A 15,562-nucleotide genomic window follows, 5' to 3' on the forward strand; every position below is an offset into this window, starting at 1 on the left:
AACCTGCCGACAGACTGCATTATCACGCATATCTGACCGGGTTTTCGCTCTCCTGTACCTGTTTCCTGCTTGCCAACAGCGGATAGTCTGTGTAAATGCGTGTCTAACGCGAAGCATGACAACCTTCACAGGATTCAAGTCGTTATCATGTGATGTTGCAGGACTACATTGGGAGCGAGAATCGGTGATAGCAAAATCCGACCTGGTCATTCTGGCCATTTCTGGCACATTGCTGGCCACCAGTATCTATCGCTGGCAAGGCACCTTGCAACCGGCAACACGATCGCCAGTCGCTGTCACGGCCCCGGTCCCGGTCCGGCAGAGCAACAGCAATCCACCGGTCACCAGCAGCTCGCCGTCAACAAGCAGCTCGTCCGCCACCACGGCCGCCGATTCCGTCAGCCGTCAGACCGATACCGCGACCACGGCCCCCACAGCAGACACCAGCGTCAGCGCACCGTCGGAACCGCAGCAACCGGTACCGGATGCTGTGGCCAGTGATGTCACAACAGGCGCAGATGCTGCCGAGCGCAACGCTGAGCTGTACGGTACCTACATCGTACAGCCGGGTGACAATCTGACCTACATCGCCAACCTGCACGGGACCAGTGTGGAAACCCTGCGCAGCATCAACGCTATCGACGGTTCCCTGATCTATGTCGATCAGGAGCTTCTCTACCCTCTGCCGGCCAACTAGACACCATGACCCACCCCTTGTTCGGTTCTCTCTTCGACGGTCGAACCGTCGTGATCACCGGTGCCGGTCGCGGCATAGGTCGAGCGGTGCTACTGGACTTTCACGCCGCCGGTGCCAGCATCATCGCCCATCTTGGCCGCCAGGCAGAGCACGCCGCAGGCCTTCCGGAGGACATCGACTGGTTCTGCAGCGATTTCACCACGCCCGAGGGACAGCAGGCCTTCATCGATCATGTGCAGCAGAATTCCCGGCGTGTCGATGTTCTGATCAACAACGCCGGCACCATGTTCGGGCGTTTCCCCGCGGACACGCTCACCGATGAGCAATACCAGATGATCATCGAGCTGAACCAGAATGCCGTGGTTCGCATCACTCGCGCCATGTTGCCGCTGCTCAAGGCGGCCGACAAGGCATCGATCATCAATACCGTATCCATTTCCGCCTCCACTGGCGGCAGCCCGGGTTCGTCGATCTACTCGGCCAGCAAGGCCTTCGTCAGCACCTACTCGCGTGGGCTTGCCCGGGAACTCGCCCCGTTCGGCATTCGGGTCAATGCGGTTTCGCCCGGTGTCATCGACACCGACTTCCATGGACGCTATTCCAGCAAGGAAAAGCTGGAAACAACCCGTCAACAGATACCGTTGCAGCGCCTGGGCACCAGTGAGGATTGCGCACCGGCCTTCCTGTTCTTCGCCGCCGAGGAACTATCAGGTTACATCACGGGACAGGTGCTGGAGATCAACGGCGGACAGCGCTGATCCCCAGCCCCGCTTGACCGTGATCAACAAGATCGTGGCAAGCAACAGGTGCATACAGTGTAGTCGATAGGTACAATCTCTACCTTATCACTGGCGAGTTGACGTGAACTGAGCCGTCGACGTGAGTTTCCGCAGCAGGTACCAAAGAGGTAATGTCACTGAATTCAATGCATTCTGCCCGAGCACAGGTCGAACAACCGCCTCTCGCTGACGAGTTGCTGGTACTGGCCATTGAAGATGACTCGCTCGACTTCACCATTCTGGAACGTCAGCTGCGTGGCCTGGACATGTTCAAGCTGGTGTGGGCGCAATCGATGCGCAAGGGTCTGAGCGAACTTGCACGGCACGATTTCGACGTCATCCTGCTCGACCTGACCCTGCCCGACAGTCAGGGGCTGTCCACTGTCGAGGCGTTCACCGAACAGACCAGACTTCCCGTGGTGGTTGTCTCGGGCCTGGACGATGAAGAGACCGCACTGAAGGCTGTCCAGCATGGCGCGCAGGACTATCTGGTGAAGGGGCAATACAGCACTGCCCTGATCTGCAAGACGCTGCGCTACGCTGTCGAGCGCTATCGGCTGCTGGAAGAACTCGAGCAGACTCGTGAAGTCATTCAGCGTGAACGTGAAATCCGACGCCTGAAATCTGACGCTGCACAACTGCCTTCTGCCTTGTCCACGGACGCTCACTCGAACAAGCCACTGATTGACAAACATCCTGCGGTACACCGGTATGCAGTAGAGGAATATTCCAGAATGCTGGACAAGGCGATGGAAAGACTCGGCTACAAGACGACATTCAATGCTTCACAGCAGATCCGGGAACTGGCCATCACTCTGGGTGGCTACCAGGCCACACCACGGGATATCGTGAACATCCACACCCTGGCGGTAGACATCAGGTCCAGGGTCATGAACACTGAAAAGCAGCGGCTGCACAACGAGGAAGCCCGTTATCTGCTGACCGGGATGCTCGGGCATTTGTGCTCATTCTATCTGTCGCAATGCAAGCAGATACCGGCAACCCCGCCCTTGGCTGCAGCGGACGAGACCACGCCCGCTTCCGGTCACGATCAGTAACTGCGCAGTGAGCAAACTGATCATGAAGCTGTTCATTGCCGGACGTTCGCCGCGCTCGGACTCGGCTGTCGAAAATCTGCAACAGATGCTGGCCGATAATGTCGATTTCGAGCTGACGGTGATCGATGTACTGGCCGATCCGCAACTGGCAGAGGACGACTTCGTTCTGGCCACCCCCACACTGATCAAGGTAGCACCGGCGCCGAGCCGTCGAATCATCGGAGACCTGTCGGACAGAAAGTCCCTGCTCCGAGGGCTTGATATTCGAGAGTCATCGCTGCCTGGAGACCCCAAGACAACATGACGGTTCATTCCCAGAGTCCCATACTCAAACTGAAAACGGGCATTACCGGTTTTGACGCGATATCCAATGGCGGTATCCCCAAAGGCAGAACGACCCTGCTGGCCGGCACGGCCGGCAGTTCGAAGACGGTGTTTGCGGTGCAGTTTCTGGCCTGTGGAATCCGTCTGAACGACGAAAGCTGTGTATTCGTGACCTTCGAGGAAACGCCCGATGATATTCGGCAGAACATGCTCAGCTTCGGTTGGGACATCGCTGCCTGGGAAGCTGCCGGTAAATGGGCGTTTGTCGATGCATCACCGAAGCCTGAAGATCCGGTGCTGCTCAGCGGCGACTATGATCTTGCCGCCCTGCTGGCTCGCATAGAACACGCCGTGAACCGAACCGGCGCGTCACGGATCTCCATCGATTCACTGGGCGCCATTTTCAGCAAGTTCGACGACCACCATGTGGTACGCAGCGAATTGCTGCGCATCGCGGTTGCGATGAAAAAGATGGAGGTCACCTCGCTGATGACCGTGGAAAGAAATCAGGAATACGGCAACATTGCCCGTCATGGCATCGAAGAATTCGTGGCTGACAATGTCATCATCCTGCGCAACGTTCTCGAGGCCGAGAGTCGGCGCCGTACCATGGAAATACTGAAGTTTCGTGGCACCGACCATCGCAAGGGAGAGCATCCTTTCAGCATCGTTGCCGATGGCGGCATCGTGGGTGTCCCGCTTTCCACCGTCAAACTGAATCACCGCTCGTCGCATGTTCGTATCAGTTCGGGGACCGACAAGCTCGATACCATGTGCGGTGGCGGATTCTTCCGCGACTCCATCGTACTTATCTCGGGCGCCACCGGCACCGGCAAGACCCTGATGGCCACCAGCTTCATCGGAGGTGCAGGCAAGGACGAGCGCAGCCTGTTCTTTGCCTTTGAAGAGAGCCGCGATCAATTGTTCCGCAATGCCGAAGGCTGGGGAGTCGACTTCCAGCAGATGGAAAATGAAGAGCGACTCCAGGTCATCTGCACCTATCCCGAGACGACCGGACTTGAAGAACATCTGATCGAGATGAAGAAAGCGATCCTGGAATTCAAGCCCACACGCATTGCCGTCGACAGCCTCTCGGCACTGGAACGCGGTGCAACTCCCAAGAGCTTCCGGGAATTCGTCATCGGCCTGACGTCCTTCATCAAACAGCAGGAAATCGTCGGGGTATTCACATCCGTGACGCCTACCCTCATGGGCGGCACCTCGATCACCGAAGCGCATATCTCGACGGTAACCGACACCATCATCCTGTTACGCTATGTCGAACTGTTCGGCGAGATCAGCCGCGGCATTGCCGTCCTGAAGATGCGCGGCTCTCGTCATGAAAAGGAAATCCGGGAATTCAGTATCGACGAGTCGGGCATGCACGTCGGCAAGCCATTCCGCAATATCACCGGCATTCTGACAGGCAATCCGCAGTTCCATCAGACGCCGGAATCGGAACGCCTGCAGGAAATGTTCGAAGACGTCTGATCCGGCAAGTCATCCGCAGGCTGTATCATCGGACCAGACCGACCCTTCGGTTGGACAACTCGCAGGGCATCATGCGCATGGAAGACGACATCGATACAACTGCGCTGCAGAAAAGACTGGCAGCATCCGAAGCCCGTTTCGACAACGTGGTTCGCAGCTCACCGGATGGCATCGTCGTCATCGATCACGAAGGCATCATCCAGTATGTGAATCCGGCGGCGGTGTCGCTGTTCGGACATGCCGCCGAGCGTCTGACCGGGGAATCCTTCGGTTACCCCATCCTCATCGGTGAAAAGACGGAAATAGAAATCCTGAAAGCGGATCAGAAGCCCCTCCTTGCCGAGATGCGTATCGTCGACATCGAGTGGGATGAGCAGCCTGCCTATCTCGCAACGCTGAGGGATATATCCGAACGAAGTGTCCTGCTGGGTGAACTGCAACGCTCCACCCGTGATCTGGAACAGTTTGCCTCCATCGTTTCACACGACGTGCGCTCCCCTCTGCGCAATCTGTATCTGCTGACGGGCTGGTTGCTGGATGACCATGCGGCCGAACTCAACGCCGATGCCATGGAAGATATCCAGCTGATACGCCAGACCACGACACGCATGCAGCGCCTTCTGGAAGACTTGCTGCATTACAGCCGCGTGGATCGCGTCAAGCGCATTGCCAGCAACATCAGCCTGGATGATGTTCTGGATGACGCACTGGACAATCTGGCTGATGAGATCTTTCGGACCGGACTGCAACTGACTCGCGAAAAGCTGCCTGCAATCGACTGTAACGTACAGCAGATGGTTACATTTTTTCAGCACATCATTGGTAACGCCATCATCCACAACGAGCAAAAACCGGAGGTCCACATCAGCTGTGAAACCGGGCCTCGGTCATGTCATATCCGCATCGCGGACAACGGGGTGGGCATATCGGAGGCCAACCTCTCGAATATCTTCATTCCTTTCAATCACTTGCATTCCAGGGACACGCACGATGGATCCGGCGTCGGATTGGCGACCAGCAAGAAGATCATCGAAGCACACGGTGGCAAGATCTGGATCGAGTCCGAAATCGGCACTGGCAGTGTCGTTCATGCGGAAATTCCCAAGCGTTCTTCTCGAGCAAGCGGCTTAACTAAACCTGCAAAATAGCCTAGTATGCGGTGGCTGAAAGTACAGGTGATTTGCAAGAATTCCGGGCAAAGGGATACGACCATTCGACAATGATTGCAATACTATGTGCCAGTGAAGCGAAAACCCCCTTCGATCAGGGCATGCTGAAGGAGCTCTATGACGAGTACGTCAAGAGAAATCGCGAACTGGGGCTGACGGGCTACCTCAGCTGGAAGAACAATCGTTTTTTCCAGTACCTGGAAGGGCCCGAAAATGCCATTGATGAAGCAATCGCATCGATCGACAACGATCAGCGACAGAATATTCTGCGCACGTTGAGACTCGGACCTATCGAGCAGCGCCGCTTTTCACGCTGGGACATGCTCAACATCTCTGGCGCGGGAATTCCCGATATACGGATTCAGGACCTGATCGAAGACGTGATGAAGTCCACCGTTGGTAATGCGTTTGCCGAAACGGAATCACGCCGGCTGATTCTGGAAATGCTCGATCAGATGTCCAAGTCGCAAAAGACTGGCAACAGAGAGCTGCTGCAACCGGATTCCAAGGACACTGACATCGGCATCAAACCACCCTTTGTCGTGGTCATGGGGGCATCGGCAGGTGGCCTGCACCCGCTGCAGTCGATCATACGAAGCCTGAAACCGGAGCTGAATGCAGCCTTCGTCGTCATTCAGCACTTCGCTCCTGAAACCGAAACGATGATGGACATGATCCTGCAGCGACTCACCACGATGAAGGTGTGTACCGCCGCCGAGAACATGCGTATCGAGGCCCGCAAGATCTATGTCATTCCACCGGGTGAAAACCTGGAAGTGGCCAACGGCTGCTTCGTACTCAGCAGACAACACAGGCTGAGCCGGGGCCCTCAGTTCCCGATCGACATCTGCTTTCGCTCGGTTGCTCGAGAATACGGCGATCGCGCGATAGCCGTGATCCTGTCCGGTACCGGCAGTGATGGCTCGCGAGGTGCCAAGGTACTCAACGAAGCCGGTGGGGTCGTGCTTGCACAAAGTCCCGACACGGCCGAGTTCAATGGCATGCCGACTGCGAGCATCGATACCGGCATGGTTCACCAGATTCTCGCACCTGCCGATATCGCGGAATTCGTCAACAATCTCAGCAACGATCACATACACAACTCGCTGGTACTCTGGCCGGCCAGACGCGCCGAATACGTCAGCGAAGTGGTATCCCTGCTGGAAGACAACGACGTCGATTTTGCTCAATACAAGAGCGAGACGCTGTTTCGTCGCATCGAACGCCGACGTGTACTGGCCAGCGTGGCCACCAGCGAAGAATACATCGATTTCGTTCGCAACTCTCCGGCTGAACGAGATGAGCTGCGTGAAGACATCCTGATCACGGTGACGAGCTTTTTCCGTGATACCGAGGCCTGGGAAAAACTCAAGGATTCCATACTGCCGCTGATCAACTCGGAGATCATGCCGGGAGAGACCTTTCGAGTCTGGGTGACTGCCTGCTCCACCGGCGAAGAGGCCTATACCATCGGCATCATTCTGACTGAACTGCTGGAGACCCTGGACAAGCAGATCAACTTCAAGATCTACGCAACCGATATCGAACGCAGGGCACTGGAACACGCAAGCACCGGCATCTACAGCGAGCGCTCGCTGGAGCATGTCAGCGAAGAGAGACGGACACGATTCTTCAGCCGCAAGGCTGGTGGTTACCTCATTTCGCGCAAGATACGCGAAAACGTGATCTTCGCGCCGCACAACTTCATCAAGAATGCCCCGTTCACCCGCATGCATCTGGTCACGTGCCGTAACGTACTGATCTACATGCAGCCGGACCTGCAGCAGATTGCCATCAAGATGCTGCACTTTGCGCTGAACGTACACGGCATTCTGTTTCTGGGTCCGTCCGAGACACTGGGCAATCTGCAGAGCGAGTTCTATCCCGTGCAGCGCGAATGGAATCAGTACAAGAAACTGCGCAATCTGCGACTGCCCCTGCATCTGTCCGTGGAACGTTTTCGCGACGTCACGCGTGAACCTTCCCACAGAATCCAGGCCCTGCAGGTCAAGAACAACGATTCACCAGGCAACGACCTGCTGAGACTGTCACTGGATGCCTTGTCCCAGTACACCGGCAGCACCAATCTGTTGGTGGATGGATCCCGAACCGTCATGATGGTCATATCGGACCCCGCCGGCATTCTGCAGGTACATCGCGGCGAACCCACACTGGACATCACCAAGATGATTCCGGAGAGCCTGCGCCCGTCGATGACCTTCGCCATTTCCCGCGCCTTCAAGGAGTTCAAGTCGGTAAGCCACAAGCAACTGCGGTGCAAGCCGGTTGGTCAGGGTGAACGCATGGTCGATATCGAGGTCATCCCGCACATGCCCTTGGGTGAAAGTAGCGCACAGTATGCGCTGGTGGTCATCGGTCCCGCCACCAGCGCCTCGCCAACGATCGTCAACTCGGACATCGATAGTACGGCAAGCAGCAGCAGTGAGGTCGATCAGCTGCGGCTCGAACTGGAAGAGACCAAGAAGGCACTGCAGGCAGCCATCAATGATCTCGAATCATCCAATGACGAACAGCGCTCGGTGAACGAGCAGCTCTCGGCAGCCAATGAAGAACTGCAGAGCACCAACGAGGAGCTGCAGTCGGTCAATGAGGAGCTGTACACCGTCAACTTCGAATACCAGACGAAAATTCATGAACTGTCCGATCTCAATCACGATCTGGACAATCTGCTCGACAGTACCAATCTCGGCGTGATCTTTCTCGATTCGGAACTGTGCATTCGTCGCTTTACCGACGTGGCAACACAGACGGTCAATCTGCTGCCGTCCGATATCGGCAGGCCATTTGTCGATCTTGCACACAAGCTGCAATACAAGGAGCTGATGAGCGACATGCGGCGAGTGCTTTCCATCGGCAAATCGATCAGCCGGGAGATCAGCAGAAACAACGTCGATCAGCTGCAGGTGGGTATCCACCCCTATCGAGCCGGAAGCGGTCTTGCTCAGGGGGTGCTGATCATGTTCCGGGATCTCAAGACTAGATCCGAGTCAGTCCAAGCCTCGGAAGATCTGGACAAAGTTCACTGATTTTCTCGTTGTCCAGTTTCAGCAGGCGCGAGATGTCGCTGGGCAGCTCGGCTCGCGACATCATGAAACCCTGCACCGCATCGCACTGGTTGGCGGACAGGAATTCCAGCTGACTGGCCTGCTCGACACCTTCTGACACGACACGCATGTCCAGGCGATGAGCCATGGTGATGATCGATGAAATCACCGAGCGCATCTGTTCGGACTGATCCAGATCCTTGATGAACATGCGGTCTATCTTCAGCCTGGACACGGGCAGATGTACCAGCCGGGCCAATGAGGAGTGACCCGTTCCGAAATCATCGATGGTGACGATATGCCCGGCATTCTGCAATTGCCTGAGCGTATCCCGGGAACGCTGATGATCGATCATGATGGCCGATTCCGTGATTTCGATTTCCAGCGCCTGACTGGGCAGCTGGTAGAAATCGAGTGCTCTTTGCACTTGGGATGCGAAATCCGGCTCGAGCAATTGGCGAGTCGATACATTGATGGCAATCGGCTTGGCATATCCCTGTTTTCGCCATTCGTTCGCCTGCCAGCAGGCCGTTTCCAGCACCCATCTGCCAATCTCGACAATGCGGTCGGACTTTTCGGCCAGCGGGATGAATTCGTTGGGTGAAATGATACCCAGATCCGGATGATCCCAGCGTATCAGCGCTTCGATGGATTCGACGGTCAAAGACACCGTGTTGTAGATCGGTTGATAGTGCAACTCCAGTTGCTCATCGAGCACCGCACGCGGCAGGCAGGTTTCCAGTTTCGACAGACGGCTGAACGAGTCCACCGACTCCCTGCTGAACAGGCGCACCTGATCACGCCCTGCCTGCTTGGCCTGATACATGGCAGCATCAGCGCCCTTGATCAGATCGTCGATTCTCAAGGCATGATCAGGATACAGACTGATGCCCATGCTGCTGGTCACACTCAATTCACTGTCGGCCAGTTGCATCGGCATGCTGATGACACGAGCAATTCTCTGCGCCACGGCGACAGCTGCCGACTCATTAACCGGGTTACTCAGAATGATGGTGAACTCATCGCCGCCCATTCTCGCGATCGTATCGTTGCTGCCAAGGTACTGACGAACACGATCAGCCACCTGACACAGTACCTGATCACCGATGTGGTGACCCAGCGTATCATTGATCGGCTTGAACCCATCCAGGTCGAAATAGATGATGCCGACCTTGCCGTTTTCCATGGCACGCTGCGCCACCAGAGACTGCAGACGATCGGTGAACATGGTGCGGTTGGGCAGATTGGTCAATGGATCGTGGTGGGCCAGCTTTTCCAGATAGTCGTTGGCATTACGCAGCAGCTTTTCGGTATTCAACTGCTGCGTGATGTCAACGATCATGATCTGGTACTTCAATCTCGATGCCTGCCTGGCCCGGATACAGCTGGATACCAGCATGACGCGTTGCGACAGACCGTTGCGCAGGCGCAGGTTCACCTGCCATTTCAGGGAAAGATGTGTTTCGGCAACCGACGACAGATGCTCATTCAGATGCGAGTGATCGCCTTCCCCCAGGAAATTGGAAAATGGCGTATCGATCAACTGCACGCTGGGTTGTCGCAGCAGACAGGTTGCCGCCAGATTCACCTGCTCGATATAGCCGTTTTCATCAACGGCCAGATAGGCCACCGGTGCCAGATCGAACAACTGACGGTATCGACTCTCGGTGCTTTTCTGCTCGTTGATCAGATTCATCAGCTCGGCACTGCGCCCTTTCAGTTCAGCCAGAGCAACGCGATGACTGGCAAGCTGATCGTGCAGTTCCTGCTCTCTCATCTCGAGTTCGGTGTTCTGATTCTCGAGGACGCGCAAACGAGCCTGCATGACATGCAAGTCATCACTGTTTGCCGTTGCCGATTCCACTGAGCTGTGCAGATCGTCGACAGCTTTTCTGATAGTTGTAATCATTCTGGCCTGCAGTAAACGAGCGTGCGTTCTTCCCGAACCCGAGTGAAGCAAAGTTTATGCGAGTCACAAGGCCGGTTTGTCGGCGCGCCCCCGTAAATGGCCCTTGCAGCAGGTTACTTCATGTTACTTGAGACTCAAGTTCAGGCAGCTGCTGCCGCCCGGCTCGGAAACAACGCCAGATTCCTGTTCGTCGAGTCGACCCCGCGAGCCCCATGTCGGATTCCTGTCACATCCGGCGACGTCGAAATGACGGATCAGCGATATCGACGCATCAGGATCAAGCCTGTCACCGACACCACAGACGACAGACTGAGCAGAACGAACAACCAGATGTCGGCCGATGGCAGAAGATAGCCGATGGCCACTGACAGGATGACGCCGAAGGCGGTCTGCACGCTACCCGACAATCCCGATGCCGATGCCGCCAGTTCCGGCCGATAACTCATGGCCAGCGTGACCATGCTGGGCAGCGACATGCCATTGCTGAAGGCGATGATCATCATGGGCAGAAACAGCGCCACGGGATGCTGAATCGGCAACAACGCCCAGAACAGTACAATCCCGGTGATGAAGGGCATGAAGCCCAGCAGCAGCATCTTCTCGACACCCACCCTTTCCGAGAACCTGCCGGCAACGAGATTGCCACTGAGATAACCGATCGCCACCATGGCAAACCAGGCACCGTAGGAAGAGGCACTCATGCCGCGGCTCTCCATGGCGATATAGGGCGCTCCGGACAGAAAGCCGTAATAGACACCCACGGCACCTGCCAGCATGCAGGTACAGGCCACAAACCCCTTGTGCCGCAACAATGTCAGGGAAGAGGATAAGAAGCTGCTCTGTGGCGTTCCATGACCACCGGCCGAATGATTGTCCAGCGTTTCCGGCTGGTACCGCCAGCAAGCCAGTATCAGCAGACTGGCCAGACCAGCCAGACCGGCATACATCCATCGCCAGCTGGTGTTGTCCGTGATCCAGCCACCCACGGCAGGTCCGAACAGCGGAGCCACCATCATGGCAGTCGTCATGTAGCCGATCATGCTGGCCGCCTTGCCCTGTGAGTAGATGTCCCGCACGATGGTACGTGGCAGAAAGACACAGACCGCCCCACCCACGCCCTGCACGAAGCGACCCAGGAGCAGCATCTCGATGGACGTGGCAGAGGCGCAAAGCAGACTGCCCAGAATGAAGATCAGCAGACTGAACAACATGACCGGGCGTCTGCCATGACGATCAGCCGCCGGCCCCAGTACCAGTTGAGACAGCAGATTGGCAGCCAGAAAGACCGTCAGCACCAGCTGAGCCATTTCATAGCGTGTCGCCAGATCGGCCATGATGGCACTGGTTGCCGGCAGAACGCCATTGAGGGTCAGGGGACCGATGGCCGACACGGCAATCAGGATGAATACAAGCGGCTTTCCCAGCTTCTGCATGAGGTTTTTTTGCTCAGCCTCGCCCGGCCAGACGTTCGGACCGTGCCAGCAGCTGCAGCGCCATGTCCAGGTGCAGCCGTTCCACCATCTTTCCTCGAACCTGCACGACACCCGCCTCGGCATTGTGTGGATCGCGGAAGGCATCAACGATGGCTTGCGCCTCGTCCAGGGCCTCATCAGACGGGGCAAACAGCTTGTTGCAGGTGACAATCTGCGATGGATGAATCAGGGTCTTGCCATCCATCCCCATGGCCACACCCTGCCGACACTCTCTCTCCAGGCCTGCATTATCCGAGAAATCATTGAAGACACCATCCAGTATCTGCAGGCCATATGCCCTGGCTGCGGCCACCAGAGTCATCAACCACGGCACCAGCAGAGTCCTGTCCTGCCCCATCGGCATGCCGGCCTCACGCACCAGATCGTTACTGCCAACGATCAGCATGGACAGGCGTGGGTACTCCCCGGCACTCTGCGCTATGGTCTGCGCATTGAGTATCGCCAGTGGCGACTCCATCATTGCCCACACGGCAATATCCGCGGTGTCAGGCAATGCATCCAGTGCCTGACTCAGACGACGTATATCGTCCACGCTTTCCACCTTGGGCAGCACCACGGCGTCGGGTCGACTGCGTGCCACCGCTGCCACATCCTCCTGATGCCAGGCGGTATCAGCCGCGTTGATTCGCAAGCCGCGCAGCCGATATCCATAGTCGTATTGTGTCAATGCCGTGACGGCCTGCTCACGCGCCCTGCCCTTGGATTCCGGCGCGACCGCATCCTCCAGATCCAGTATGACCGCATCGGCTGCACACACAGGCCCCTTGGCCAGCACCTTCTCCACCGATGCCGGCATATACAAGGCCGATCGGCAATCCACCTGACTCATGCTTTTCTCCCCTTCTGATAATCGACCAACAGGTACATCAATGCTCCGACCAACAAGCCCCAGAAAGCGCCACCCACACCCATGAATGCAAGCCCCGACCCGGCAAACAGAAAGGTGATGGCCGATGCCTCCCGCTGCCGGGTATCCGCCAGAGCCGCTGCCAGTGCCGCGGAGAACGAGCCCAGCAATGCCAGACCGGCAATGGCCTCTACCAGTACTGCTGGCACCAGAACAATGAACAGCCCCATGACACCGGTGATCATTCCCCATCCCAGATACGAGATGCCTGCAAACACGGCGGCCCAGTAGCGCCTTTCCGGGTTTTCATGCGCATCCTCGCTGCAGAGCATCGCTGCGGTCAATGCCGCGAGATTGATACCCAGAGCACCGAAAGGTGCGCTCAGCAGGGAAAAGAAGCCCGTGTTGAGAATCAGCGGGCCTGCCTTGGGTTTGTAGCCATGGGCTCTGAGTATCGCCACACCCGGAACGTTCTGCGATGCCATGGTCACCACGAATAACGGAATACCGATGCTGATCAGTGCCTGAGGGTCGAATACCGGCCTGATGAATTCGACATGCGGTATCAGGCTGGCGCGCAGTTGCGTGATCAAGTCATCCGGCAAGCCCAGACGCCAGGCCACCAATGGCAGCAGAACCAGCAATGCAGCAGGCACAGCGAAGAATCGATTGACGCGGCCTACCAACCACCAGGTCAGCAACAGCGGCATGGCCAGCCAGGCATCGTAGGCCAGCGCATGAACCGGTGCCAGACAGATGGGCAACAGGACACCTGCCAGCATGGCATTGGCCAGACTGGCAGGAATGGCCTCTATCAGTCGGCCCAGAGGTCTGACCCAGCCTGCAATCATGAGCAGAACCGCGCTGAACAGATAGGTGCCTATGGCCTCGTTGACACTGCCCAGGGTATCGCCCGATGCGATCAACAGTGCAGCACCCGGTGTCGACCAGGCCACACTTACCGGCATGCGGAAGCGAAATGCCAGCACGATGCCGGATATGCCCATACCGATGGACAGAGCAACCAGTCCGGAGATGGCCTGCGCTTCCGTGGCCCCCGCCGAGCGGAGCCCCTGCAGCACGATGGCAAAAGAGCAGGTATAACCGACGATGGAACCGAGCACACCGGTGCCAAAGGCTTTCCAGGACGCATCGTCCAGACGCTTGCCGGCAGGTTGTTCGCCACCGGCAGATAAAGTGAGTTCAGTCATCAGGGATATCGTGAAAAAGGCGAATCGTCTGCGATAGCCTCTTGCGTTCAGGCGCTGGACTGCCAGTGCTCGATCGACGCGCTGCCATGCCCTGTCTGCAAGGGGCAACGAGCTGATCTGTGCACACGCCCGGCAGTCCGGACATGACAATTCGGCATTTCATCTTTCTTCCAAGCTAGAATAACGCTTTTGAGTTCTCAACTGGCCATGCATATTCTTTTGATCGGTAGTGGTGGGCGCGAACATGCGATGGCATGGAAACTCGCGCAATCTCATGAGGTGTCGCGTATCAGTGTGGCGCCAGGCAACCCCGGCATGTTGCACGACGCCAAGATCACCCAGGTACCACTGGAGGTGTCGGACATCGACGGACTGCGCAATTTCGCTCTCACCCAGGATGTCCACCTGACCGTGGTCGGCCCGGAGGCCCCGCTGGTGGCCGGTATTGTCGATGATTTCAGCGCTCACGATCTGCGCATATTCGGCCCGCACAAGGCAGCGGCCCGGCTGGAAGGCAGCAAGGCCTTCGCCAAGGATTTCATGGCACGCAACAACATCCCGACGGCAGCCTACGACACCTTCACGGAGCTCGATGCTGCACAGGCATTCATCGAAAAGCACGGTGCCCCCATCGTCATCAAGGCGGACGGTCTGGCTGCCGGCAAGGGTGTTGTCGTGGCGCAGGACAAGCAGGAAGCCCTGACAGCGGTTGAATCCATGCTGGGCGGCCAGTTCGGCGAAGCCAGTGCACAACTTGTCATCGAAGAGTTTCTGGCCGGCGAGGAAGCGAGCTTCATTGCCGTCGTCTCCGGTCGCGACTGCCTGGCACTGGCCAGCAGCCAGGACCACAAGGCACGTGATGAAGGTGACACGGGCCCCAATACCGGCGGCATGGGAGCCTACTCGCCGGCACCCGTCGTGACCGATGCGGTGCATACCCATGTCATGAAGGACATCGTTCAACCGACCATCAATGCACTGGCCGATGAAGGCATGCCGTTTACCGGCTTCCTGTATGTCGGCCTGATGATTGACAAGCAGGGACAGGCAAGGGTTGTCGAATACAACGTAAGACTCGGCGATCCGGAAACACAACCGCTGATGATGCGACTGCAGAGCGATCTCCTGCCACTGCTGGACCACGCGGTAGATGGCTCATTGCCCGAAGCCTCCATCGAATGGCGTGAAGGCAGTGCCATCGGCATCGTCATGGCAGCTGGCGAATACCCTGCCGGCAGCAGTCACGGCAAACCCATCAGTGGCATCGAGGATGCCGAATCCGGACAATGCAAGGTCTTTCACGCAGGCACTCGACTGGTAGATCAGCAGCTGGTGACAGCCGGTGGTCGAGTTCTGTGTGTGACAGCGACCGGTGATTCCCTGGCGCAGGCCAAGCAACGCGCCGAACTCGGTGCAGCCTGTATTTTCTGGGAAGGGTGTCGCTATCGTCGCGACATTGGTCACCGGGCATTGTAGAACCGGTGAGGTTGCACTCATCCGGCCAGACGCCGGTCGGATG

General features: G+C 57.2%; 12 protein-coding genes. 8 read left to right on the forward strand and 4 right to left on the reverse strand.

From position 1 onward, the window contains the following. Nucleotides 1–184: 184 nt before the first annotated feature. The 7 genes from ACUNV4_RS15750 to ACUNV4_RS15780 all read left to right on the forward strand — a co-directional run bounded on the left by ACUNV4_RS15750 (nt 185) and on the right by ACUNV4_RS15780 (nt 8,565). On the forward strand, nt 185–697 hold the full coding sequence (locus ACUNV4_RS15750) for a LysM peptidoglycan-binding domain-containing protein (RefSeq protein WP_430879537.1): 513 nt from the start codon (nt 185–187) through the stop codon (nt 695–697). 5 nt (nt 698–702) lie between these two features. Next, nucleotides 703–1,455 carry an SDR family NAD(P)-dependent oxidoreductase gene (locus ACUNV4_RS15755; RefSeq protein ID WP_430879538.1) on the forward strand — a complete coding sequence of 251 codons (753 nt, stop codon included), beginning with the start codon at nt 703–705 and terminating at the stop codon, nt 1,453–1,455. A 152-nt stretch (nt 1,456–1,607) separates the two neighbouring features. Next, entirely contained in the window at nt 1,608–2,534 is a 927-nt protein-coding gene (locus ACUNV4_RS15760; protein WP_430879539.1) for a response regulator, read from the forward strand. Between the two features lie 7 nt (nt 2,535–2,541). After that, entirely contained in the window at nt 2,542–2,838 is a 297-nt protein-coding gene (locus tag ACUNV4_RS15765) for a circadian clock KaiB family protein (protein WP_430879540.1), read from the forward strand. Then, complete coding sequence (kaiC, locus tag ACUNV4_RS15770; RefSeq protein ID WP_430879541.1) at nt 2,835–4,349, forward strand: circadian clock protein KaiC; 1,515 nt, start codon at nt 2,835–2,837, stop codon at nt 4,347–4,349. Before ACUNV4_RS15765 ends, kaiC begins: the two co-directional genes overlap by 4 nt. A gap of 50 nt (nt 4,350–4,399) precedes the next feature. Further along, entirely contained in the window at nt 4,400–5,497 is a 1,098-nt protein-coding gene (locus ACUNV4_RS15775; protein ID WP_430879542.1) for a sensor histidine kinase, read from the forward strand. Between the two features lie 71 nt (nt 5,498–5,568). After that, nucleotides 5,569–8,565, forward strand: a complete 2,997-nt coding sequence (locus ACUNV4_RS15780; RefSeq protein ID WP_430879543.1) for a chemotaxis protein CheB — start codon at nt 5,569–5,571, stop codon at nt 8,563–8,565. Here the strand turns inward: ACUNV4_RS15780 and ACUNV4_RS15785 are convergent. From ACUNV4_RS15785 to ACUNV4_RS15800, 4 genes are all read right to left on the reverse strand, one after another. Continuing rightward, nucleotides 8,516–10,492 carry a putative bifunctional diguanylate cyclase/phosphodiesterase gene (locus tag ACUNV4_RS15785; protein ID WP_430879544.1) on the reverse strand — a complete coding sequence of 659 codons (1,977 nt, stop codon included), beginning with the start codon at nt 10,490–10,492 and terminating at the stop codon, nt 8,516–8,518. The genes ACUNV4_RS15780 and ACUNV4_RS15785 overlap by 50 nt on opposite strands. 254 nt (nt 10,493–10,746) lie before the next feature. Next, nucleotides 10,747–11,925 (reverse strand): multidrug effflux MFS transporter, encoded by a 1,179-nt coding sequence (locus tag ACUNV4_RS15790; protein ID WP_430879545.1) that lies wholly within the window; start codon nt 11,923–11,925, stop codon nt 10,747–10,749. Between the two features lie 13 nt (nt 11,926–11,938). Beyond that, nucleotides 11,939–12,814: an HpcH/HpaI aldolase/citrate lyase family protein gene (locus tag ACUNV4_RS15795; RefSeq protein ID WP_430879546.1), complete on the reverse strand. Its 876-nt coding sequence runs from the start codon at nt 12,812–12,814 to the stop codon at nt 11,939–11,941. Next, complete coding sequence (locus ACUNV4_RS15800) at nt 12,811–14,043, reverse strand: benzoate/H(+) symporter BenE family transporter (protein WP_430879547.1); 1,233 nt, start codon at nt 14,041–14,043, stop codon at nt 12,811–12,813. Before ACUNV4_RS15800 ends, ACUNV4_RS15795 begins: the two co-directional genes overlap by 4 nt. 207 nt (nt 14,044–14,250) lie before the next feature. Here ACUNV4_RS15800 and purD point away from each other — a divergent pair, with 207 nt between their 5' ends. Continuing rightward, a complete protein-coding gene (purD, locus tag ACUNV4_RS15805) occupies nt 14,251–15,519 on the forward strand; it encodes a phosphoribosylamine--glycine ligase (RefSeq protein ID WP_430879548.1) in 1,269 nt (422 codons plus the stop codon). Nucleotides 15,520–15,562 lie beyond the last annotated feature (43 nt).

The organism is Granulosicoccus sp. 3-233 (assembly GCF_052681095.1).